A 22,148-nucleotide genomic window follows, 5' to 3' on the forward strand; every position below is an offset into this window, starting at 1 on the left:
CTGCCAGGCAGGGTCAGGACGCGTCCAACGTAAATCCGGCCTCGCCCCGGACCCGGCCGTTGACCTGGAGCTGCACCAGGTGCTCGCCCGAGTGGTAGCGGCGGGTGGTGATCGGCTTGAAGGAGTGCCGCCTGGTGCCGCTGAGGGTTTCGCCGGGGGCCAGGGCGCGGGTGAGGAGTTTGAAGACCTTGGGGGTGCGGGAGCCGTTCGCCTTCGTGTGGTGCACGACGTAGTCGACGACGAGCTCGGCCGGGAGGGCGCCGGTGTTGGTGACCGCGTAGTCGAAGACGAGGTACTCGCCGACGGCGACCCGCGGGGTGGTGACCTCGGGTCCGCGCACCGTGACCGGTACGTCCGGGGAGTGCCCCAGCAGGGTCAGGGCCTCGGGCCGGCCGGCCTTGACCAGGGTGCGCAGTCCGTGGCGCACGACGCGGTCCGTCGTGTCCGTGGGCTCGCCCAGCCAGCGGGCGGCGGTCTCTACGGCGAGCAGGGGGTGGTCCCGGCTGATGTCGTTGAGGTGGTTGGAGACGGAGCGGCGGACGTACGCGGACTCGTCGCGGTGGAGGGCGTCCAGCACCGGCAGGGCCGGGCGCGGGTCGGCGACGAAGGCGGGCAGCTGCGGCGCCCACGGCAGCCGGGGCCGGGTGCCCTCGCTGGCCAGGCGCCGTACGTGTGGGTCCGGGTCGGCCGTCCACTCCCGTACGACGGCCAGGGCGCGGGCCGGGTCGGCGCGCAGGAAGGGCCGTACGGCGGACTCGGCGGTCAGCCGGGAGGTGAGGTCGTGCAGCAGCGCCAGCCCGGGCTCGAACACCTCCAGTCCGCGGACGGCGACGGCCTCGTTGACGGGGAAGGTCATCCAGCCCTCGAAGGCCGGATCGGCGAGGGCGGTGCGCACGACGGCCTCGAAGGCGGGCCAGTCCTCGGGGAGGTCGGCGAGCACGGCGTCGCGGACGGCGCCGACGCGGCCGCTGTACGTCAGCCCGTCGAGGGCGCCCGCGCGGGCGAGCAGGGCGGGCGCGGACCGGCGGCCGGCCGCCCGGGCGAGCAGCCGGGCCAGGGAGCTGACGGTTTCCGCGCTGAGGAGCTCATCGGCCGTGGGCATGGGGACAGTCTCGCGGATGCCGCACCGGCCCGGGGCCGGTGGGCCCGACGTGGCCCGGGCCCGACGTGGCCCGGGCCTGCCGGCCCCGGGCCCCGTCGGGGGACGGTCTCAGTCCACGTAGTAGTCGGTGAGGACGCAGCCCTTCACGAGGGCCGGTTCCTTGCGGTAGCCGCTCGGCGGGTTGAAGTCCGCGTGGCAGTTCAGCATCAGAAGACCGGCCTGCGGGGTCAGCAGGGCGCTCATGGCGGCGGAGCTCTCGGATCCCATGGCGAAGTCCTGCCCGACGACGATGCCGCTGTTGGGGTCGTCGCCCTGGTGCGCGGCGGCCTCCGCCTTGAAGGCGGTCTGGAAGGCCTTCGCGTCCTTGATCATGTAGATGCTGGTGCGGCCCCTGCTGCCGCAGATCCCGCGTTCGGTGACGGTGCCGGCCTGGAAGAACTTCTCGTCGGGGCCGGTGCTCGACGTGGTGCCCGGGGGGACGATCTTGACCGGGTCGCACGGGGTGAATCCGTTGACGAAGCGGGCGGCCGCGGCCATGGTCGCCGCCTTGGGGAGCTTCTGGAAGGCCGTCCCGTCCTTGGGGGCGTTGCCGTTGACGCCGCCGTTCTTGGTCGGGTTCTCCAGCGTGCCCTCGTGGGGGCCGCCGTCGCCGGTGCCGTTGGCGGCGCCGTTGGCGCCGGCCGCAACGGAATCCCCGCCGACGCCGCCGAGGGGCGGGTTGTCGCCGCCTCCGCAGCCCGTGAGGGAGAGCAGGGCCGCGGTGGCCGAGACAGTGATGATCAGTGGCTTGAAACGCATGTGCGCGGTGTCTCCCCGTGGGTGATCTTGACCGGCGGCGACTGTAGAGCGCTGGTCATGTCCGCGGCAAGCCGGGCGCCGAAAAACTCGCACGGGAAAGTTTGAAAAGCCGTAAAACGGACATGGCTGCGGTTTCCGCATGCTGAAAGCTTCTCCCGAGAGCCTGCTGAACCATGGCCGGAGGCGTAAGTGAACCTTGTATTAAGTGTTCGTAAACGGCCTCGGCCTCGGGATTCCAAGGCGCTCGGGATGGCCAGTTTCCGGAGTTCGATCCTCCAGATGTGGAAAACGCACCATCTAACGTCCTGACCCATGACTCAGCTGGACGTACGGCCTCGGGCCGGAGACACGGTAAGCGGCGTCGCCGAGGGCGACGTTCGCGGCAAGGGCCTCGGCAAGGGCTCCGTCGGCCTCGTGGGAAGCGCCGTCATCGGCATTTCCACCGTCGCCCCCGTCTACTGCCTGACCTCGACCCTCGGTTCCACCGCGGGGGAGGTCGGCATGCAGATGCCGGCCATCTTCCTCGCCGGCTTCCTCCCGATGCTGCTGGTCGCCTTCGCGTACCGCGAGCTCAACAAGGCCATGCCGGACTGCGGCACCTCCTTCACCTGGACCGTCAAGGCCTTCGGCCCGCGGATCGGCTGGATGTGCGGCTGGGGCCTGGTGATCGCCACGATCATCGTCCTCTCCAACCTCGCCGGCGTCGCCACCTCGTACTTCTGGCTGCTGGCCGGTGAGATCACCGGCAACGACTCGATCGCCGCCCTGGACGACAACAAGCTCGTCCACATCGCCACCTGCCTGACGCTGATCGCCGTCGCGACCGCCATCAGCTACCGCGGCATGACCGCCACCAAGGGCGTCCAGTACGCGCTGGTCGGCCTCCAGCTCGTCGTGCTCGCCATCTTCGTCGCGATGGCCTTCCAGAAGGCCTCCGCCGGCACCTTCGACACCGGCCTGGACTTCTCCTGGTCCTGGATGAACCCCTTCGCGGTCGAGTCCATGGCGGCCTTCACCGCCGGACTCTCGCTCTCGATCTTCATGTACTGGGGCTGGGACGCGTGCCTGGCCACCAACGAGGAGACCACCGGCTCCACGAAGACCCCCGGCCGTGCCTCGCTCATCGCCATGGTCGTCCTGGTCGGCTCCTACCTCGCCACCGGCATCGCCGCCCAGATGGCCGTCGGCGCGGGCGGCGAAGGCCTCGGCCTCGCCAACGAGGAGACCTCCGGCAACGTCTTCGCGGCCCTCGCCGGCCCCGTGATGGGCCCCGTGCTCGGCATCCTGCTCTTCGTGGCCGTCCTGGCCTCCGCCGCGGCCTCCCTGCAGACCACCTTCATCCCGGTGGCCCGCACGGTCCTCGCCATGTCGACGTACGAGGCGCTGCCGCCCTCCTACGCCAAGGTCCACCCGAAGTTCAAGACCCCGGGCCGCGCCACCGTCATGGCGGGCGTCGCCACCGGAGCGTTCTACACGGTGATGACCCTGGTCAGCGAGAACGTACTGACCGACACGATCTTCGCGCTCGGCCTGATGATCTGCTTCTACTACTCGCTGACGGCCTTCGCCTGCGCCTGGTACTTCCGCGCCGAGCTGCGCCGCTCCACCCGCGACCTGCTCTTCAAGGGCGTCTTCCCGGTCCTGGGCGGGCTGCTGCTGGCCGCGGTCTTCTTCAAGACCCTCTACGACGCCTGGGACCCGGCCTACGGCTCCGGCTCCACCATCCCGGGCCTCGGCGTCGGCAACGTCTTCGTCATCGGCGTCGGCCTGCTGGCCCTCGGCCTGGTCATCATGTTCGTCACCGAGCGCCGCAGCCCCGCCTTCTTCCGCGGCCAGGTCCTGACGAAGTCCACCCCGGCCCTGGTGGTCGAGGACTGACCACCCCCGCGCACCCGCTGAGTCATCCCCGCGGCCCCGGATCGATCCCCCGATCCGGGGCCGTGGGCGTTCCGGGCGGTCCGGGCGGTGACCCGGGGTGCGGGGGAGTCGTTGGGCCGGGCATGAACGCCATGAAGCGCACTCTCGCCGCCCTGGTCGTCACCGGTGGCGCCGCCCTCGCACTCACCCCCGTCGCCGCGCACGCCGACGAGCCCGCCGCCCAGGCGCCCCCGGTCGTCGACCGGGTCGTCGACATCGTCGACCACCCGGCCCGGACCGTCCAGGACGCGAAGACCGCGGTCGCGGTCACCTCCTCCGCCGCCGGCCACGCCACGGGGGCCACGGACGCCTCCCTCACGGCGCCGCTGCACACCCTCCCCAAGACCCCGGCGGTCAAGTGACCCCGCCCCGGCCGGTTCGGGTCACCAGGACCAGCGGGATCTCGCGGGCCGTCGCCGCGCGGTAGGCCGCGTACGAGGGCATCGCCGCCACCACCACCGGCCACAGCCGGTCGCCTCGGCCGGCGTGGCGCGGCGGGCCGTCGCCGGGAAGGGGCTTGAAGAACATCCCGCCATGCGCTCGCTCGGAAGATCTTCCACGGCAAGGCCGGGCAGCTCTACCAGTTGGCCGACCGGCCGTCTCACTGGTCGCGCCGTTGTGCGCTGGTGACGGCGAGCACGGCTGCGGTGAGCGCCCACGCCGCGTAGACGGTCCAGGCTCCGCCGGTCGTCCACGGGAAGTCGGTCTGGCGGGAGCCGACCTCCACGTGCCGCAACCACGCCTGATAGAGCGTGGCGTGCCCGGCGACCGCCGACCAGTGGCGGCCGTCGGTGAAGACGATGGGCAGCACGAGGATGACCGCCACCGCGGCGATCATGGTAGCCGCGGTGTGCCTGATGAGGGAGCCGATGGCCATGCCGACGACCGCGCACACGGGCGCAAGGAGGGCGGACGCCACTACGACACGCAGGGCGCCCGGGTAGCTGATCGATATGCCGGCGTCCCGGCCGTCGAGGATCGCCTGCGTCAGGCCGAACGAGGCCACCGCGACGATCGCGCCGAAAACGGTGGCGACCGCCGTGACGACCACCGTTTTTGCGGCCATCACCGAACGGCGGGCCGGAACGGCCGCGAACGTCGTTCGAATGGTTCCCGTGCTGTACTCGCCGATGATCGCGACGGCGCCGAGGGCACCGAGGGCGAGCATCATGACCATGGCGGCGTTCGCCGTGAACGCCTCCTGCATCGGAATTCCGGCCCGGACGTAGTCGGCCCGGTCCGCCGCGCTCCGCGCTGGCCAGTAGTTGTAGGTGTCGTAGGCGGTTCCCGCGTTGAACGCGATGACGGCCAGGGCGGTGGCCCCGTACGCGATCCAGGTCGAGCGCAGCGATCGAAGCTTGATCCACTCGGCGGCCACCAGGTCGTAAAAGCGGGCGCGGGGTTCGTCGGCGCCAAGTCCGCCAACGGGAGCGTACGTCGTGGTCACTGGGGGTCTCCTGCGAGGTATTGCACGCTGTCGGCGGTGAGCTCCATGAACGCCTCTTCCAATGAGGCGGACCGGGTGCTGAGGTGATGTAGCAGAATGCGGTGCTCCATGGCGATCTCACCGATCCGGACCGCGGTCACACCGGTCACGGCAAGCAGGTCGCCCGCCGTGTCCACGGCCGCGCCCTCGGCCGTCAGCAGATCTCTCAGGACGGCAGCGGCGGGCGTGCCCACCGTGACGCTCTGCCGGGTGCCACGAGCGGCGAACTCCGTGAGGCTTTCCGCCGCGATCAGCTCGCCGCGGCCGATGACGATCAGCTGGTCGGCGGTGTGCTCCATCTCTGACATGAGATGGCTGGAGACGAACACCGTTCGGCCCTCGGCAGCGAGACGCCTGAACAGGTCACGCACCCACTTCACGCCTTCGGGGTCGAGGCCGTTGAGCGGTTCGTCGAAGAGCAGTACCGGGGGTTCGCCGAGCAGGGCGGAAGCGATGCCGAGCCGCTGCTTCATCCCGAGCGAGAATCCGCCGATGCGGCGCCGGGCGACCTCGGCGAGGCCGACCTCCCGCAGCACCTCCTCCACCCGGCGCTGCGGGATGCGGTTTGAGCGGGCCAGGGCGGACAGCTGCGCCACCGCGCTGCGCCCGCCGTGCACATCGTGCGCGTCGAGAAGGGAGCCGACGTGACGCAGGCCGCGGGGGCGGTCGCGAAAGGAACGGCCGTCGACGGTGACGGTTCCGCTGGTGGGCTCATGCAGGCCGAGGATCATCCGCAGAGTGGTGCTCTTGCCGGCGCCGTTCGGACCGAGAAACCCGGTCACTTGGCCGGGCCGCACGGTGAAGGTCAGACCATTGACGGCCGTAGTGCCGCCGTACCGCTTCGTGAGCTCGTTGACTTCGATCATGGGGACAACGGTGCCGGTGGGCGACCCCGTCCGTAATCGGACCACCGATGACAATCGGAGAGGACGGGTGTCAACCCTGGTTGTACGGCCACGGTCGGATGTGCCGTCAGGTGCGAGTGCTTACGATCAATGCATGTCCGCCTCAACGCCGTTGCCGTTGCCGCTGCTCAAACGCATACCGCCAGGGCTGTGGACGGCACTGGCGTGGTACGCGGCAGCAGTGGAACCCATCGTCGAGTACGTGGTGATGCCGCAAGAGCCGACGTACTCGCTCAACTACCCCCAGGACGGGCTCGACTCGCTCGGAGCCCAGGCGCTTCTCGCCGTCGCCTTCGTGGTGATCCTGGCCGGCAGCGCGGTGCTGCGCCGCAGGACCTTCGCGGCGTACGGTCTGGTGATCGTCGGTACGGTCATCTCGACGGTGGCCTGGCGCCAGGATGAGATTCCGCCCATGCAGTTCCTGGCCGTGGACATCGCCCTCTGCTACCTCGCAGCCACCCGGCCTCGGCGGAGCTCGCTCACCGCGGCCGCCGCAGCGCTCGGCACACTCGCCGGCTACCTCGTCCTGCGGTTGATCACGGGCGACGATTCCAGCATCGCGCAGGAGCCGTTCGTGGCCCTGACCGTGGCCATCGCCTGGCTCATCGGTAATTCGTCGCACCAGGCCCGTGCCCACACCGCAGAGTTGCACGCCCGGGCCGCCACCGAGGCCGTCACCGCCGAACGGCTGCGCATCGCCCGCGAGATGCACGACACCGTCGCCCACAGCATCGGCATCATCGCCTTGCAGGCCGGCGCCGCGGCCCGGGTCATCGAAACCCAGCCCGCCAAAGCCCGCGAGGCGATGCTCACCGTGGAGATGGCCGGCCGCGAGACGCTGTCCGGGCTGCGAAGGATGCTCGGCGCGCTGCGCCAGGCCCACCAGGATGAGGAACGCCAAGGCCGCGCGCACGCGCCGGTGCCCCTGCGACCGGCCGCCGGCCTGGCGAACGTGGAACAGCTCGCCGCGACGACCACGGCCGCCGGCGTCCGCGTGGAGGTGCGGTGGCAGGGCAAGCGCCGCCCGCTGCCAGCCGACATCGACCTCGCGGCATTCCGGATCGTCCAGGAGTCGGTGACCAACGTCGTACGGCACTCGGGTGCCGATTCCTGCGAGGTGCGCCTCGACTACCGCGCGGACGAACTCGCCGTCGAGGTCTCGGACCGAGGGAAGGGCGGCAGCACCAGCACGGAGACCGGATACGGCCTGATCGGCATGCGCGAACGGGCCGCCCTGCTGCACGGCGATTTCACGGCCGGGCCCCGTCCCGGGGGCGGCTTCCTGGTAGCGGCCAGACTCCCGGTACCGGCAGGGACCGAGACAGAAGCGAAGGCGGGAGCCAGATGACCATCCGTGTCGTGCTCACCGACGACCAGCCCCTGGTCCGGGCCGCCCTGCAGATGGTCATCACCGACACCGCGGACATCGAGGTGGTGGGCGAGGCAGAAGACGGCGCGGAAGCGGTACGCCTGGCGGAGGAACTCGCCCCCGACGTCGTCGTGATGGACCTCCGGATGCCCGGCATGGACGGCATCGAGGCCACCCGGCTGATCACGACGGGCACCGGCTCCCCACGCGTCGTCGTCCTCACGACCTTCGACGACGACGACTACGTCTACGGGGCGCTGAACGCCGGCGCGTCCGGATTCCTCGTCAAGGACATGGCCCTGGACGACATCCTCGCCGCGATCCGGATCGTTGCCGCCGGGGACGCTCTGATCGCACCAGCCGTCACGCGCCGGCTGATCAAAGAGTTCATCACCCGACCTGCAGCGTCACCGCCGCGGCGGTCGGAGCTCGACGGCATCACCGCCCGGGAACGCGAGGTGCTGACCCTCGTCGGCAGGGGTCTGTCCAATACGGAGATCGCAGGCGAGCTCTCCATCAGCAGCGCCACCGCCAAGACCTACCTGACCCGCCTACTCGCCAAGCTCAATGCCCGCGACCGGGTGCAGCTGGTGATCCTGGCCTACGAGGCGGGCCTGGTGGCGACGTCCCAGTGAGTGGACGGACTCCCCGCACAGCGAGCACCGGCGGACGGCGCGCGATCCAAGGTCCCAAGCGCTGCCCGGTCGACGAACTGCGGGGTGCCCATCCAGTAGGGCGCGGGCTTGGCCGTATGAGAGCCGCGGTGCCCCAGCAGTTCGAGGGCTTCCCCAGTTCGTCGTCCGTGACCGAGCCGAGCGGCGGCCCTCGCCGAGTGACGGACGGGTCGGCGGACAGATTCGGGTACCGGGCCGGGTGCCGGTCCGCGCCCGCGTCGGAGGCGTCGACGCCCAGGAGGCCACCCTGGCCGCCTTCGCCGCACCGGCCGCGCCGGCGGCTCAGCCCCAGGTGCGGGAGCAGAGCACGAGCCGGTAGCCGTCGGGGTCCTCGATGGTGACACCCCACTCGTCCCAGTACGGGTTGTGGGCGGCGACCCGCGTCCCACCGTGCTCGACGAGCCGCTCGACCAGGGCCTCGTCGGGCGTCTCGCCGAGGTAGAGCACGAAGAGGTCGTCGACGGTCGGCGCGGGCAGGATCGGGTTCGAGGCGTCACGGGTGAGCTCGAAGTGCCAGCCGCCGCCCGCCGGGCCGACCATCAGCAGATCGTGCTCACCGGGCGCGCTCCCGGTGGTGCGCCACTGCACCTCCAGGCCGAGCCCGTCGACGTAGAAGCGTTCGGCGGCCTTCAGGTCGAGGGAGGGCCGGGCGACGCGGACATGTGTACGTGAATCGATCATGTGCGGCAGCGTACGAAACCCGGTGGGAGCACGGGTAGTTCAGCCACGCCGAAGTTTTGGCCAGTACTTACCCCAAGCGGGTCGAGCCCGAATTCCGCTTACGGCCCGGCATCCGGGCCCCGCCTGCCTGGCACGGTCCAGGCGTCGGTTCCCCTCGCGCCGGGCGGGCGGCGAGTATCAGCCACACGGCATCTGACCTGCGAAAATAAAGATGCCGGGCGTGATCTTGCCGCCTACGATCGAGCCCCACTCACATGGGGGATACACATCATGAACAAGAACCTTTTCCGCGCGTCCGCGGTCGCCGCGGCCGCCGTCGCCTTCTCGGGCGTCATCTCCGTCTCGCAGTCCGCCAGTGCGGCGCAGACCTGCTCGCCCGCCACCGCCAACGGCTGGGCCAACTCGATGCCCGGCATCATCCCCGAGGCGACGCTGAACGCGCCGACCTGCGTCGAGGCGCTCCCGGACAACAAGGTCCGCGGGAAGGTGACCGTCGGCTGGGAGTTCATCAACGACGGCCAGTCCGACATGACCAGCAAGCGCTACACCTCGTTCAAGGTGACGACGCGGCTGGAGAGCCGTGTGCCGGGCGGCACCGACGTCGTGGTCACCAGCAAGACCTGTGACCTCACGGCCAGCATCAACGCGTCCCCCAAGAGCTCCGTCACCTGTCTGACCCCGTCGGCCACCCTGGACCCGAAGAAGCAGTGGTCCGGCGACGCCACGGTCGTCTACGACATCGAGGGCGACAACAAGGGCCCCGTCACCTGGGAGCTGGCCGGCTCGCCGCTGATGAGCTAGTCACGTCACCGGCAGCACTGCCCCGCTAGCCCGCCGTGATCGCGCCGAGGAAGACGCCCCAGCTGGCGGGCGCCACGGCGAGCTCGGGGCCGGCCGCCACCTTGGAGTCCCGGATGTGCACCGAGTCCGCGCAGGCGGCGACCTCGACGCAACTGTCGCCATCACCGCTGCTGTAGGTGGACTTGTGCCAGGCCAGGGCGACCTCGACGCAGTCGTCGCCCTCGCTGCCGCTGTAGCTGCTCTTGAACCACCGGAGCCGGGAGCTGTTCACAAGGACCCTCGCATTCGCATCAACAGGCCCATGCTGTCCGCAGGATTGAGGGCCTGGATGCGAAGTTTGGCATACCGCTGGTGGAGGAGGCTGAGGTCTTTCGGGTCATTCAGCACGCGGCCCGACTGCTGCCCTTCGCTGTAGCCCATCCATTCGTGGTCCTGGGTTTCGAGGAGTTGGAAGGCTCCTCCCAAGCCGGCGTGTTCCGGGCTGATCAGCGGCATGATCTGAAGGTCTACATGGGGTAGCTTCCCGCACTCCAGCAGGTGGTCAACCAGCTGGCGGGTCACTTCCGGTCCCCCTGTCTGCCGCAAGATCACGGCCTCGTCGATGATGAAGCTGAAGACCGTGTATGGGGTGCGGAACAGCAGTTGCTGCCGTTCCAGCCGGGCTGCGATGCGCTCCTCCACTTCCTCAGGGCTGGGCGGCGGCAGGACGGCGTCGACAAGGGCCCGTGCGTACGCCTCGGGCTGCAATAGCCCCGGAACGGACCGGCACTCGTACGTGTTGAGGATGACCGCGCCGTCCTCCAGGTCTGCCCATCGCCGGAACCAGGACGCCAGCCCCCGCCGCCGCGACAGTTGCCGCGCCGCAATGTCGATGACCCAGAAGGTGTCCAGGGCCGACTCGGTCCTCTTGATGAACTTCTGCGACGGATGCCTCCGGCCCTGTTCCACCGAGCCGACGTACTGGACCGAGTAGCCGATCAGCTCCGCCAGTTGCTCCTGCGTCCGGCCCGCCCGCTTCCGTGACGCCTTGACCGTCTCGCCGAAGCTGCGCAGGTTTTCGTCCGGTTCGACCTCGTCGTCACCGCTGTCGTCGGCAGTCGCCATGGCGGTCACCTCCCCGCCAGGAATGTTCACGCACCGTGACTCACACTGTCCAGACCGTGGACTCGTACAGTTGGTTTGTACGAGTTCGGTTGGTGTTGAACGACCCAGGTCACGCGGCACGTTGGTGCCATGACCGCACCCTCCGGCCCCGCCCGGGCCCTCGTACGCGTGTTCACTCAGCGTTTCAGTTCCACCCGCCGCGGGGCCCGCCTCGCCCGCCAGCTGGCCCTCGTCGAGCTGCACGACTGGGGCTTCCCCGAATCCACCGGCCTGTCCGCCGACGCCGGGCTGCTCGTGGCCGAGCTCGCCGCCAACGCCGTCGTCCACGGTCGCGTGGCCGGGCGGGACTTCGAGCTCAAGCTGACGTTGCTGGAGAACGCCCTGCGCGTGGAGGTGTCCGACGCCCGGCGCGACCGGCGGCCCGCACCGCTGCCGCACGTCTACCAGGCGGAGTCCGGGTACGGCCTCCGCATCGTCGACGCCGTCGCCGCCGACTGGGGCGTCAGGGACCGCCTGATCGGCAAGACGGTCTGGGCGGAGCTGCCCCGCAGGGCGGGCCGGCGGGCGTAGGAGCGGGTCAGGGTCGCCAGCGGGGCGCGCCGTCGTCCGGGGTGTCCGGGCTGGCGAAGTGGAACGGTACGCCGAGGTGGGCGGCCAGGGCGCCGCCCGCGCGGGTGGCGGCGGCGGCCGCGGGGTGGAGGGGGCCCGTGTCGGCGCCGTCCAGGGCGCGTACGGCCGTACCCCAGTAGATCGTGGCCAGGCACTTCTCCCCGGCGGGATCGTCCGTGATCGCCAGCAGGTTCACGAACCAGTCGTGGACGGTGTCCCCGTCCCAGACGGCCTCGACGGCCACCACACGGCTCCTGATGCCGAGCGCGAGGGCGGAGAGCGAGTCCAGGTCGAGGGGCGAGTCGGGCGTACGGGCCACCCGGTCACCGAAGTGCAGGTAGCGCAGGTGGATGATCTCCTGCGCCTCCCGCAGGCCGATGTCCCGGGCGCGCCCGGCCTCCCACACCAGCCGGACCGCCTGCAGGAAGCGGTCCTGGAGGACGTACCCGTCGGCCTGCGTGCGGATGCCCGCCGGGAGTTCCGCCCACTGGTCCTCGATGCCCCGCTCCACGCCGGCCGCCCCTCGGTTCTTCATGGGTGCCATGATCGGCAGGGTGGTGGCGCGCCGTCGAGGGGTTTTCGGCGGCCTACCGCCGCGGGCGGCGGGCCCGGCCGCGCCGGCGGAGGCGTTCCTGGTCGACGGCCGCGTCCGAGCGGCGGCGCTGTCCGGCAGTGAACATCGTGCCGCCGATGAGGACGAACAGGCCGCCGGTGGTGCCCAGGCCCACCGGGTCGAGGGCGCGGCTGTCGGTGGTCTCCATCCAGGGGTCGAGGCCGCCGAGCCGGTCCTTGAAGAGGACGACGTGCCCGCCCGGCGCCACCTGCGCGTAGCAGTTGCGGATGGCGTCGAGCTCGTGGCTCTCGCCCGAGGGCTCGACGACGCGGCAGTAGAAGCGGGTGTCGCCGGCGGAGTTGGTGTACTCGCGGGACTCCGCCACCACCGCGTCCACCCGGTCGCCGAGCACTTTCAGGTACGACTCGTTCAGGTTGGACCCGGCGAAGAGGCCGAGCGCCATGGTGCCGAAGCCCACGAGGGTGGCGGCTCCCGCCCGGTTCCAGAACGAGCCGGCCACGGCCGCGCCGAGTCCGGCCGCGGCGAGGACGACGAGCACGCCGACGTACAGCAGTCCGTACGGGAACTGGGAGACGAAGCCGCCCAGCGTGCCGCCCCCGGCGACCAGCATCGCCCAGAACAGGGAGTTCCGTGTGCGCCCGGCCCGTGGCGGGCCGGTCTCCCCCACGGGCCCGGTGGTCCGGGCTGCTGCGGCCGACGTGTCCGCCGTCTCCGCCGTCTCCGCCGTGTCCATGTCGCTCTCCTCCGGCCCCCGTGTGCGGTCCGCCCGAGCCTACGCAGGGGCCGGGCGGGCGCGTTCAGAGGTACTGGGCGAACTCGTCCAGGGCGCGCAGCACCTGCGGCTTCGGCCCCGAGGGCAGCTGGAGGACGACCTCCTCGATGCCCAGGTCGGCGTAGTGGCTGAGCTTGCCGGGGCTGGGCTGGACGGCGTACGGGACCACCTGGAGGGACTTGGGGTCGCGTCCGGCGGTCTCCCAGACCTGGCGCAGCACCGGGAGCGTCTCGGTGAGGCCGCCGCCGCCGATCGGGAGCCAGCCGTCGGCGTGGTCGGCGATGGCGGCGAAGAGCTTCGGTCCGGCCGCGCCGCCGATCAGGGTGCGGGGGCCGTGCAGGGGGACGCCGGGGGCGAGTTCGCGGGGCGCCTGGACCGGCTTGGGGTGGGCGCTGCTCGCCTGGACGGAGCAGTACTGACCGACGTAGGCCGTGGGCTCGGGGGCCCACAGGGCGCGCATCAGGGCCATGCGGTCGCGGACCAGCTCGCGGCGGGTGGTCCACTCGACGCCGTGGTCGGCGGCCTCCTCGACGTTCCAGCCGTAGCCGATGCCCAGGGTGAAACGGCCGCCGGAGAGGTGGTCGAGGGTCGCGACCTGCTTCGCGAGGTCGATCGGGTCGTGCTGGGCGACGAGGGTGATGCCGGTGCCGAGGTGCAGGCGCTCGGTCACGGCGGCGGCCTGGCCGAGGGCCACGAACGGGTCGAGGGTGCGCCCGTACATCTCGGGGAGTTCGCCGCCCATGGGGGCGGGGGTGTCGCGGGCGACCGGGATGTGGGTGTGCTCCGGGAGGTAGAGGCCGGAGAAGCCGCGCTCCTCCAGGCTGCGGGCCAGGTGTACGGGGGAGATGGTGCGGTCGGTGAGGAAGATGGTCGTGGCGATCCGCATGGGTACTGGCACCTCCGAGACGTGGGACCCGCAACGGTACGGGCTGGATCCACGATTGTTGAGGGGGCGTCAGGCGCGCGGGTAGCGGGCCAGCCAGCCGGGGGAGGCCTCCGTGGGGCTGTGGAGGCTCGGGCCCTGGGTCATCTCCAGGGCGAAGTCCTCGGCCATCTCCAGCAGTGTGGCGCGGCCTTCGAGCTCGGCGAGCCAGGGGGCCGGGAGGGCCGTCTCGCCGTGGAGGGCGCCGAGCAGCGCCCCGCACAGGGCGCCGGCGGCGGTCGAGTCGCCGCCGTGGTTGACGGCGAGGCGCAGGCCGTGGGCGATGTCCTCGGCGACGAGGGCGCAGTAGACGGCGACGGCGAGTGCGTCCGCGGCGTCGGGGCCGGGGCCGGGGGTGTCGGGGCCGTCGGCGTCGGGGGTGTGGGCCGCCCGGCCCAGGGTTTCCACGGCCAGGGGCCCGGGTGAGCCCTGGGTGACGGCCGACAGGGCGCGCTGGAGGGCGTCCGTGACGGGCTGGTGGCCGGGGCGTGCGCCCAGCAGGCCCAGGGTCCGCTGGACGGCCGAGTCGAGGGAGTCGCCGCGCGTCAGGCCGTGGACGATGACGGCGAGCGCGCCGGCCGAGAGGGAGGCGGTCGGGTGGCCGTGGCTCTGCGCGGCGCACTCGACGGCGAGCTGGAGGACGAGGGCCGGCTCCCAGCCGACCAGCAGTCCGAACGGGGCCGAACGCGCGGCGGCGGCCGCGTCGCGGGCGGCGGGGTTCTTCGGCTGGTCGAGGGTGCCGAGGACGTCGTCGGCGAAGCCGGTCAGGCAGGCGCGGCCGGGGCCGCGCCGGGCGTAGAGCCACTCCTCCTGCGCGAGCCAGCCGTTGTCCTTGCGGCGCTCGTCGGGGCCCCAGTCGTTCTGGGTGGCGGCCCAGCGCAGGTACGCGCGGTGGATGTCGGTGGGCGGGTGCCAGGCGCCGGTGTCCCGGCGTACGTGGGCCCGTATCAGCCCGTCCACGGTGAAGAGGGTGAGCTGGGTGGCGGCGGTGACCCGGCCGCGGCGGCCGTGGGCGGGCGCGGGCGCGGTCAGGCCGTCGGGGCCGTGGGCCTCGCGGATGCCGTCGAGGGTGAGGCCGGCGAGGGGCGCGCCGAGGGCGTCGCCGAGCGCGGAGCCGAGGAGCGTGCCGCGGACACGGCTGCGGAAGTCCTGCTGCTCGATGCGGCCCCACAGCCCGGTGACGACGGCACGCCCGAGCGTGTGCCCTTCGCCTGCGGCGGGCTCGACCACCCCCTGCTGCGCGAGCCCGTCTCCGACCGCGGGCCCGTGCCCGGCGCCGACGCCATGCCCGGCTGCGCCAACGGGCACGGCCGTCTGCCCGGTTCCGACCGCGTGGCCGACGCCGTCGCCGATGCCGATGCCGTGCCCGGCCATGGCCGCGGGTGCGGGGCTGTGCCCGTGCCCGGCGGTGCCGTCGCCGAGGGCAGGCCCGACGCCGTGCCCGGCTCCGGCCGCGGGTGCGGGGCCGTGCCCGGTGGTGCCGGCCTCGATGCCGTGTCCGGCTGCGCCAACGGGCGCGGCCGTCTGCCCGGTTCCGGCCGCGTGGCCTACGCCGTCGCCGAGGGCGTGCCCGACGCCGTGCCCGGGTCCGGCCGCGGGGCCATGCGGGTGTCCGGCGGCGGCGAAGTCGAGCCCGTGTCCGGGGGTGCCGGGACCGGCTGGGGCGAAGCTCGGGCCGTGAGCGGCGGGTGGCGGGGGGTCGGTTCCGGGGGGACCGGCTGCGAAACGGGCTCCGTATTCGGAGGGCAGGGGGCCTGCCGCGGGTTCGGCTGCGGCGAACGGTACGGGCGCGGGCGCGGCGACGTAGGCCGCTGCCGGGCCCGGCAGCGGTACGGGCGCCGGAGCCGCCGGGGCGGCGAGGGGCGGCGGGCCGGCCGGGAACCTGGCCAGGGGGCCCGCCGCGGCCGGGCGGCCGGGCAGGGCGGGTCCGGCTTCGGGTACGGGCCCCGTTCCGCTGTTCGTACCGATCAATTCGTCCACCCCCGGCACCGCGCTCCCGCTGACCACTTCACCCGCTGCCCGGCGCCCGGCACCGCACTCGTGCCCGTCGCGCATGCGAAAGCCTCACCGTAGTGGACAGCTTCGATCGAATCCGGAAGTGGTTCGCCAAGAGGCCCGTAAGTGATCACAGAACGGCCAGATCGCGAACACTTCCAGCCGCGACCTGGCGCATGGCACGTTTTGCCACTTGCCTTCGAGCCGGTCGGTTTCGGCCACACCTCGTTCATCCGACGTTCTTCGGACCCGCTGAGCCTCGAACGCATGAAGAAGGTTCACCTCGCCACGACCGCCGTCGCCGCCGCACTCACCGCTTCCCTGGTCGCGGCCCCCGCCGCCACCGCCACCGGCCTGGACCACCTCCCGTGGGCCGGCCACCGCGACGACCGTTCCGCCATCCCCTTCACCGAGGCCACCGTCACCGCCGGCGCCGACGGTGCGTTCACCCTCCAGTGGAAGGCCCGGGGCACCAAGCGGGTCGAGATCAAGGCGAACGGCAAGGTCGTCGCCAAGGGCGGCGCCGAGGGCCGGGCCGTGGTCACGGGACTGCCCGCCGCCGACCGCCAGTGGTTCGACTTCACGCCGGAGCGCGGCGGCAGCCTCCGCCTCGCCGACCGCCGGATCACGCTCGACGGCGCCGTCAACTTCCGCGACGCCGGCGGCTACCGCACCACCACCGGCCAGTGGGTGAAGATGGGCGAGATCTACCGCTCCGACGCCCTCAACAAGCTGACCGCGAGCGACCTCGCCAAGCTGGAGCGCCTGCGCGTCAGGACCGTCTTCGACCTGCGGATGGAGGACGAGCGCACCAAGGACGCCGACAAGGTCCCGGCCGGCGCCGGCTACGTCGTCGCCGACGTCTTCGCCGGCTCCGGTTCCTTCCAGACCCTGCCGAAGACCCCCGACGAGGCCGTCAAGGCCATGGTCGACGCCGAGAAGGCGATGGTCAGCGGCGACGGCGGCAAGAAGGCGTACACCCAGGTCTTCGACGGGATGCGCAACGACCGCAGCCGCGCCGTCCTCTTCCACTGCACCGCCGGCAAGGACCGCACCGGCTGGGCGAACGCCTCCCTGCTGACCGCCCTCGGCGTGCCGAGCGAGACCGTCATGGCCGACTACCTCGCCAGCAACGACTACCGCAAGGCCGCCAACGACGCGATCCTCTCCCACCTGCCCGCCCAGCAGGCCGCCGTCTACAAGCCGCTGCTCGACGTGCGCCCCGAGTACCTCAACTCCGGCTACGACGAGGTCAAGGCCGAGTACGGCTCCTTCGACCGCTACCTGAAGGACGGCCTCGGCATCGACTCCCACGAGCTGCGCCGGCTCAAGAAGGACCTGCTCGTCGGCTGACCGCAGGCAGGAACCCCCGCGGGCCCGGCCGGCCGCCACACCGGCCGGGCCCGCGCGGCACCGTCAGCACGCCGTCAGCGCGCCGTCAGCGCACCGTCAGCGCCCCGTCAGTCCAGTACCGGCAGCAGCTCCGGCAGGTGCCCGTCCGAGGCGCGGGCCGCGTCCTGCCGCTCCCGCGGCACCTCCCCGTACAGCGTCGTACGGGCCTTCGCGGGCCGCCCGGCCGCCTCGGCGACGGCGATCAGGTCCTGCACGGACTTGTACGAGCCGTAACTCGACCCCGCCATCCGGGAGATGGTCTCCTCCATCAGGGTCCCGCCCAGGTCGTTCGCCCCGGAGCGGAGCATCTCGGCCGCGCCCTCCGTGCCCAGCTTCACCCAGCTCGTCTGGATGTTCGTGATGTGCGGGTGGAGCAGCAGGCGCGCCATCGCCGTCACCGCGCGGTTGTCGCGGACCGTCGGCCCGGGCCGGGCGATGCCCGCCAGGTACACGGGCGCGTTGGTGTGGATGAAGGGCAGCGTCACGAACTCCGTGAAACCCCCGGTCTCCTGCTGGATCCGGGCCAGGGTGCGGAAGTGGCCGAGCCAGTGCCGGGGCTGGTCCACGTGCCCGTACATCATGGTCGACGAGGAGCGGATGCCCAGCTCGTGCGCCGTCGTGACGACGTCGATCCAGTCCGCCGTCGGCAGCTTCCCCTTCGTGAGCACCCAGCGGACCTCGTCGTCGAGGATCTCCGCCGCCGTGCCCGGGATGGAGTCCAGCCCGGCCTCCTTGGCCGCCGTCAGCCAGTCCCGTACGGACATCCCCGTCCGGGTGGCCCCGTTGACGACCTCCATCGGCGAGAAGGCGTGCACGTGCATGCCGGGGACGCGCTCCTTCACCGCGCGCGCGATGTCGAAGTACGCCGTCCCGGGGAGGTCCGGATGGATGCCGCCCTGCATGCACACCTCGACCGCGCCGACGTCCCAGGCCTGGGCCGCGCGGTCCGCGACCTGGTCCAGCGACAGCGTGTACGCGTCGGCGTCCGTGCGGCGCTGCGCGAACGCGCAGAAACGGCAGCCGGTGTAGCAGACGTTGGTGAAGTTGATGTTCCGCGTGACGATGTAGGTGACCTCGTCGCCCACGACCGACTTGCGCAGGTCGTCGGCGATCCGGCACAGCGCGTCGAGGGCCGGGCCGTCCGCGTGCAGCAGCGCCAGCGCCTGCGCGTCGGTCAGCTGCGTCGGATCGTCCGCGGCCTGCGCGAGGGCGGCGCGCACGTCGGTGTCGATGCGCTCGGCCACCATCCCGGGCGCCGCCGCCTCGCGCAGCGCCTCCCAGTCGCCGTACACGTGGTCGAAGTCCTCGCGGCGGTCCCCGGTGCGGCCCTCGGAGTCGATGGTGGCGTGCAGGTCGGTGCGCCCATAGGCGACGAACCCCTCGTCGGGCTCCTGCCACGGCCGCCCCTCGACGACGGCCTTCTCGTCGGCCAGGCCCGTCTCCGGGTCGGCCAGCGCCCGCACGTGCGGCAGCAGCCGCGGGTCCAGCCACGGCTCGCCGCGCTGCAGGAACTCCGGATAGATGGTGAGGCGTTCGCGCAGCTCGAAGCCGGCCGCCCGGGTGCGCTCGGCGAGCTCCTCGATGTGCGGCCAGGGGCGCTCCGGATTCACGTGGTCGGGGGTCAGCGGCGAGACCCCGCCCCAGTCGTCGATGCCGGCGCCGATGAGCAGGGCGTACTCGGCGTCCACCAGGTTCGGCGGGGCCTGGATCCGGGCGCTCGGGCCCAGGATGTGACGGGCGACGGCGATGGCGGCGGCCAGCTCCTCCAGCTCCGCGTCCGGCATGCCGCGCATGGCGGTGTCCGGCTTGGCGCGGAAGTTCTGGACGATGACCTCCTGGACGCCGTGGTAGCTGCGCTGGATCCGGCGCAGCTCGAAGAAGGCCTCGGCCCGCTCCTCGTAGGACTCGCCGATGCCGATCAGCACGCCGGTGGTGAAGGGGACGTTCGAACGCCCCGCGTCCTCCAGCACCCGCAGCCGTACGGCCGGTTCCTTGTCGGGGGAGCCGTGGTGCGGGCCGCCCGGCTCGGACCACAGGCGGGTGGCGGTGGTCTCCAGCATCATGCCCATGCTGGGCGCGACGGGCTTCAGGCGCTGGAGGTCGGACCACGACATGACGCCGGGATTGAGGTGCGGGAGCAGCCCCGTCTCCTCCAGGACGCGGATCGCCATGGCGCGGACGTAGGCGAGGGTGTCGTCGTAGCCGTGCGCGTCGAGCCACTCGCGGGCCTCGGGCCAGCGGTCCTCGGGACGGTCGCCGAGGGTGAACAGCGCTTCCTTGCAGCCCATCGCCGCGCCCTGGCGGGCGATGTCGAGGACCTCGTCGGGGGAGAGGTACAGGCCGTGGCCGGCCTTGCGGAGCTTGCCGGGCACGGTCACGAAGGTGCAGTAGTGACACCGGTCGCGGCAGAGTCGGGTGAGCGGAATGAAGACCTTGCGCGAGTACGTGATGACACCGGGCCGCCCGGCGGCGGCGAGCCCGGAGTCCCTTACGCGTGCGGCGGACGCGGCGAGGTCCCGCAGGGACTCGCCGCGCGCCCGGAGGAGCACGGCCGCCTCGGTCGCGTCGAGCGCGACGCCGTCTCGCGCCCGCCGGAGCGCGCGGCGCATCGCGTTGTCGGTCGGAGCGTCACTCGGAGTGGTCATGAGCCGAGCATACGATCCGACGTTCCGGTGGTGGGGCGGTGGCGGAGTGGCTCATCTCATCAGCTCACCGGCGTTGACCAGCAGCGACTGGCCGGTTATCGCCCGCGCCCGGTCGGAGGCGAGGAAGACGGCGGCGTCGGCGACGTCCCCGTCGGTGGCGAGATCGGGCAGCGCCATGCGGTCGGTCAGCCGCGCGTGGACCTCGGCCTCGGGGACGCCCTCGGTGTGGGCGGTGAAGGTGACGAAGGCCTGTACGGGCGGCCCCCACATCCAGCCGGGCAGCACGGTGTTGACGCGGATCCGGTGCGGGCCGAGCTCGCGGGCCATGGAGTACATGGCGGAGGTCAGCGCCCCCTTGGAGGCGGCGTAGGCGGCCTGCTGCACCTCGTTGGGCGCGGCGACGGCGGACTGCGTCCCGATGATGACGACCGATCCGCCGCGCTCCTTGAGCGCGGGCAGGCAGGCGCGGGTCATCCGCAGGGTCCCCAGCAGGTTGACGTCGAGGATCTGCTGCCAGGTCCCGAAGTCGGCGTCCTCCAGGCCCCCGAAGTACGAGTCCCAGGCGGCCACGTGCACGACGGCGTCGATCCCGCCGAACCGCTCCCGCCCCAGCTCGGCCAGGGCCGCGCACTGCCGCTCGTCGCCGATGTCGGTCGGCAGGTAGGCGGTGTGCTGCCCCTCGGGGTCGATCTCGGCGGCGGACTTGACGAGGTTCGCCTCGGTCCGCGCCCCGAGCACGGCGTTCCCCCCGTCCCGTACGACGGCGGCGGCGACCTGATGCCCCAGCCCGGCCCCGACCCCGGACACGATGACGGTCTTCCCTCGCAACAGCATGACGGACCTCCGCGCACGGCGTATCTGACGGCGCGTCAGACTACGACGCGGGCGCGCCGCTGTGAAGGGGCGGGACCCGGTGGGGTGGCGGGGGTCGCGGGGCGGGTGGTCAATCTGAACCGGCTCACGGGTCACGGGGTCACGGGGCCCGGGGGGCGGCCTGGGCTGCCGGAGTCACGTCAATCGATCCCCTGTGAAGCCTCCAGGAATGTAGCCCTGTCGCGTTCGATGTGCGGCGAGAGGTCGGTAAGCACCCGCAGGATGTCCTGTATGTCCCTTGTCAGGGCTGGGTGTGCAGCCCATGTCTCCGCCTTCCGCGTGAGAACCGCCGACAGCAGGTCATCGTCATAGAAGGCGCCGTCGCTCTGCGCCGGTGCCGTTTCGCGGAGGATTTCAAGGGCGAGCGGGAGCGTCCACGGAAGCCCGACATCCTGCCCGACGAGGCGCCCGAGCTCGTACGCGGTCAGCTCGCCGACAGGCCGCCGTCTCAACCTGTGAACGGCTTTGACCAGACGGGTCGACTCGGCCGGCGGTTCGGGCCAGACGTCTCCTTCGAGGTCTTCGAGAGTGCGGGTGCGTTCACGGTCCTTGCTCATTCATGTCCTTCGCGGCGGGATGTCATGGGCTCGCTCAGAGTGGTCGTGCCGCGCTGCGGAATTCGTCCAGGGCTGCCGTGTAATCGTCTCGGACGCCATCAGGGGCGGGCAGTGCTTCCAGCGTGCTGTCGGCCAGCTCCTCTGCGGCGCGGAGCACGGCGGCTGCCAGCACGGTGCGGCTGAGCAGGGCCAACCTTCCCGATGCGGATGTCACGCCGACTCCCGCCTTCGTTGCCCTGAAGGTCAACTGGAAGGAGCTGCCCGCGCCCACGAAGGACGCGGTAGTGGTTCGCCCCTGCACGAGCTTGCGCAGGCAATCGAGGAGCAGGACGACGGAGAGATGGATCATCATCCCCTGATCGGGTACGTGCCCCACCGAGGTCGCTTTGCCCAGCTCTCCGCTCCAGCGCATGTCTCCGAGCTCGAAGCCGCTGGGATCCCCCTGGTCGGGTCGGAGTGTGAACTTCACGATCACGACTCGCGGCTCCCCTCCCGGGAGGGACCTGTCGGGGAGGCGCGGTCGCGCAGTACGCGGGCGATGTCGGCATCCGCCGTGAGTGCGCTCAGCCGGGGAGGGGTCCGCGAGTCGTCCAGTACGACGGCGTGGAGGCGGTCTCCGACCTGCGGAGGAGGTACCTCCGACGACCACCAGGACGGATGCTTGACCTGGTCGACGAACCCCGCGATGCCCCCGGCATCGACCTGCGACCCGAACGGGGCGACGGCTGTGACGACGACGTCGATCTCCTGGTGATTCACCAGTGTCATTCGTGGCTCCCCCAGGGTGGACCAGGTGTGCTGGAAGCTGGGCATGCAATCGACGTACGCCCCGCTCGGTGCCGCCCGCATGGCATCGGTCGGAGCAGCGTTCGGAGGGTGGTCCGCGTGAGGTTCCCGGAGGCCGAGGGCCACATCTCCGGGATTCACGGCCGTCGCAGGGATAAAAACCCATGCAGAGGTGAGTAGGGTCGG

Annotated in this window: 24 protein-coding genes; 7 read left to right on the forward strand and 17 right to left on the reverse strand. The window is 71.7% G+C overall.

Annotated elements, in window-relative coordinates; all coding sequences use genetic code 11:
• Positions 1 to 13: 13 nt before the first annotated feature.
• Positions 14 to 1,102: a DNA alkylation repair protein gene (locus ACFYP3_RS12820; RefSeq protein WP_388830953.1), complete on the reverse strand. Its 1,089-nt coding sequence runs from the start codon at positions 1,100 to 1,102 to the stop codon at positions 14 to 16.
• A 108-nt stretch (positions 1,103 to 1,210) separates the two neighbouring features.
• Positions 1,211 to 1,900 carry a hypothetical protein gene (locus ACFYP3_RS12825; protein WP_388830955.1) on the reverse strand — a complete coding sequence of 230 codons (690 nt, stop codon included), beginning with the start codon at positions 1,898 to 1,900 and terminating at the stop codon, positions 1,211 to 1,213.
• A gap of 312 nt (positions 1,901 to 2,212) precedes the next feature.
• Here ACFYP3_RS12825 and ACFYP3_RS12830 point away from each other — a divergent pair, with 312 nt between their 5' ends.
• Entirely contained in the window at positions 2,213 to 3,778 is a 1,566-nt protein-coding gene (locus ACFYP3_RS12830) for an APC family permease (RefSeq protein ID WP_388830957.1), read from the forward strand.
• A 122-nt stretch (positions 3,779 to 3,900) separates the two neighbouring features.
• Positions 3,901 to 4,179 carry a hypothetical protein gene (locus ACFYP3_RS12835; RefSeq protein WP_388830959.1) on the forward strand — a complete coding sequence of 93 codons (279 nt, stop codon included), beginning with the start codon at positions 3,901 to 3,903 and terminating at the stop codon, positions 4,177 to 4,179.
• Here ACFYP3_RS12835 and ACFYP3_RS12840 read toward each other — a convergent pair.
• The 3 genes from ACFYP3_RS12840 to ACFYP3_RS12850 form a co-directional block, all read right to left on the reverse strand.
• On the reverse strand, positions 4,172 to 4,345 hold the full coding sequence (locus tag ACFYP3_RS12840) for a hypothetical protein (protein WP_388830961.1): 174 nt from the start codon (positions 4,343 to 4,345) through the stop codon (positions 4,172 to 4,174). The genes ACFYP3_RS12835 and ACFYP3_RS12840 overlap by 8 nt on opposite strands.
• Before the next feature lie 73 nt (positions 4,346 to 4,418).
• A complete protein-coding gene (locus tag ACFYP3_RS12845) occupies positions 4,419 to 5,264 on the reverse strand; it encodes an ABC transporter permease subunit (protein ID WP_388830962.1) in 846 nt (281 codons plus the stop codon).
• The gene (locus ACFYP3_RS12850; protein WP_388831139.1) at positions 5,261 to 6,169 is read right to left on the reverse strand and encodes an ABC transporter ATP-binding protein; all 909 of its coding nucleotides are present in this window, start codon (positions 6,167 to 6,169) and stop codon (positions 5,261 to 5,263) included. Before ACFYP3_RS12850 ends, ACFYP3_RS12845 begins: the two co-directional genes overlap by 4 nt.
• Positions 6,170 to 6,302: 133 nt before the next feature.
• On the opposite strand from ACFYP3_RS12850, the gene ACFYP3_RS12855 reads away from it, so the two are divergent.
• Together ACFYP3_RS12855 and ACFYP3_RS12860 are read left to right on the forward strand one after the other, a co-directional pair.
• Positions 6,303 to 7,556 (forward strand): sensor histidine kinase, encoded by a 1,254-nt coding sequence (locus tag ACFYP3_RS12855; protein WP_388830964.1) that lies wholly within the window; start codon positions 6,303 to 6,305, stop codon positions 7,554 to 7,556.
• Entirely contained in the window at positions 7,553 to 8,212 is a 660-nt protein-coding gene (locus ACFYP3_RS12860; protein WP_388830966.1) for a response regulator, read from the forward strand. Before ACFYP3_RS12855 ends, ACFYP3_RS12860 begins: the two co-directional genes overlap by 4 nt.
• 321 nt (positions 8,213 to 8,533) lie before the next feature.
• Here ACFYP3_RS12860 and ACFYP3_RS12865 read toward each other — a convergent pair whose 3' ends face one another.
• Positions 8,534 to 8,932 (reverse strand): VOC family protein, encoded by a 399-nt coding sequence (locus ACFYP3_RS12865; protein WP_388830968.1) that lies wholly within the window; start codon positions 8,930 to 8,932, stop codon positions 8,534 to 8,536.
• Positions 8,933 to 9,202: 270 nt separating this feature from the next.
• Between ACFYP3_RS12865 and ACFYP3_RS12870 the strand changes: the two genes are divergently transcribed.
• Positions 9,203 to 9,733, forward strand: coding sequence for a hypothetical protein (locus ACFYP3_RS12870; protein ID WP_388830970.1), 531 nt, complete (start codon positions 9,203 to 9,205; stop codon positions 9,731 to 9,733).
• A 25-nt stretch (positions 9,734 to 9,758) separates the two neighbouring features.
• On the opposite strand, the gene ACFYP3_RS12875 is transcribed toward ACFYP3_RS12870, so the two are convergent.
• Together ACFYP3_RS12875 and ACFYP3_RS12880 are read right to left on the reverse strand one after the other, a co-directional pair.
• A complete protein-coding gene (locus ACFYP3_RS12875; RefSeq protein ID WP_388830972.1) occupies positions 9,759 to 10,004 on the reverse strand; it encodes a DUF397 domain-containing protein in 246 nt (81 codons plus the stop codon).
• On the reverse strand, positions 10,001 to 10,837 hold the full coding sequence (locus ACFYP3_RS12880; RefSeq protein WP_388830974.1) for a Scr1 family TA system antitoxin-like transcriptional regulator: 837 nt from the start codon (positions 10,835 to 10,837) through the stop codon (positions 10,001 to 10,003). Before ACFYP3_RS12880 ends, ACFYP3_RS12875 begins: the two co-directional genes overlap by 4 nt.
• A 129-nt stretch (positions 10,838 to 10,966) precedes the next feature.
• Here ACFYP3_RS12880 and ACFYP3_RS12885 point away from each other — a divergent pair, with 129 nt between their 5' ends.
• Entirely contained in the window at positions 10,967 to 11,407 is a 441-nt protein-coding gene (locus ACFYP3_RS12885) for an ATP-binding protein (protein WP_388830976.1), read from the forward strand.
• A 7-nt stretch (positions 11,408 to 11,414) separates the two neighbouring features.
• Here the strand turns inward: ACFYP3_RS12885 and ACFYP3_RS12890 are convergent, their stop codons facing one another.
• From ACFYP3_RS12890 to ACFYP3_RS12905, 4 genes are all read right to left on the reverse strand, one after another.
• Positions 11,415 to 11,981 carry a hypothetical protein gene (locus ACFYP3_RS12890; protein WP_388830978.1) on the reverse strand — a complete coding sequence of 189 codons (567 nt, stop codon included), beginning with the start codon at positions 11,979 to 11,981 and terminating at the stop codon, positions 11,415 to 11,417.
• 52 nt (positions 11,982 to 12,033) lie between these two features.
• A complete protein-coding gene (locus ACFYP3_RS12895) occupies positions 12,034 to 12,753 on the reverse strand; it encodes a hypothetical protein (RefSeq protein WP_388830980.1) in 720 nt (239 codons plus the stop codon).
• A gap of 64 nt (positions 12,754 to 12,817) precedes the next feature.
• Positions 12,818 to 13,678: an LLM class F420-dependent oxidoreductase gene (locus tag ACFYP3_RS12900; protein ID WP_388830982.1), complete on the reverse strand. Its 861-nt coding sequence runs from the start codon at positions 13,676 to 13,678 to the stop codon at positions 12,818 to 12,820.
• A gap of 69 nt (positions 13,679 to 13,747) precedes the next feature.
• On the reverse strand, positions 13,748 to 14,887 hold the full coding sequence (locus ACFYP3_RS12905) for an ADP-ribosylglycohydrolase family protein (protein ID WP_388831141.1): 1,140 nt from the start codon (positions 14,885 to 14,887) through the stop codon (positions 13,748 to 13,750).
• A gap of 1,089 nt (positions 14,888 to 15,976) precedes the next feature.
• Between ACFYP3_RS12905 and ACFYP3_RS12910 the strand changes: the two genes are divergently transcribed.
• A complete protein-coding gene (locus tag ACFYP3_RS12910; protein WP_388830984.1) occupies positions 15,977 to 17,062 on the forward strand; it encodes a tyrosine-protein phosphatase in 1,086 nt (361 codons plus the stop codon).
• 107 nt (positions 17,063 to 17,169) lie between these two features.
• Here the strand turns inward: ACFYP3_RS12910 and ACFYP3_RS12915 are convergent, their stop codons facing one another.
• The 5 genes from ACFYP3_RS12915 to ACFYP3_RS12935 all read right to left on the reverse strand — a co-directional run bounded on the left by ACFYP3_RS12915 (position 17,170) and on the right by ACFYP3_RS12935 (position 21,944).
• Positions 17,170 to 19,746 (reverse strand): bifunctional FO biosynthesis protein CofGH, encoded by a 2,577-nt coding sequence (locus tag ACFYP3_RS12915; protein WP_388830986.1) that lies wholly within the window; start codon positions 19,744 to 19,746, stop codon positions 17,170 to 17,172.
• 51 nt (positions 19,747 to 19,797) lie between these two features.
• On the reverse strand, positions 19,798 to 20,580 hold the full coding sequence (locus ACFYP3_RS12920; RefSeq protein ID WP_388830988.1) for an SDR family oxidoreductase: 783 nt from the start codon (positions 20,578 to 20,580) through the stop codon (positions 19,798 to 19,800).
• A 179-nt stretch (positions 20,581 to 20,759) separates the two neighbouring features.
• The gene (locus ACFYP3_RS12925) at positions 20,760 to 21,176 is read right to left on the reverse strand and encodes a contact-dependent growth inhibition system immunity protein (protein ID WP_388830990.1); all 417 of its coding nucleotides are present in this window, start codon (positions 21,174 to 21,176) and stop codon (positions 20,760 to 20,762) included.
• Positions 21,177 to 21,210: 34 nt separating this feature from the next.
• Positions 21,211 to 21,651, reverse strand: coding sequence for a hypothetical protein (locus tag ACFYP3_RS12930; protein WP_388830992.1), 441 nt, complete (start codon positions 21,649 to 21,651; stop codon positions 21,211 to 21,213).
• Positions 21,648 to 21,944: a hypothetical protein gene (locus tag ACFYP3_RS12935; RefSeq protein ID WP_388830994.1), complete on the reverse strand. Its 297-nt coding sequence runs from the start codon at positions 21,942 to 21,944 to the stop codon at positions 21,648 to 21,650. Before ACFYP3_RS12935 ends, ACFYP3_RS12930 begins: the two co-directional genes overlap by 4 nt.
• Between the last annotated feature and the right edge of the window lie 204 nt (positions 21,945 to 22,148).

Source organism: Streptomyces sp. NPDC005533 (genome assembly GCF_042871845.1).
GTDB lineage: Bacteria > Actinomycetota > Actinomycetes > Streptomycetales > Streptomycetaceae > Streptomyces.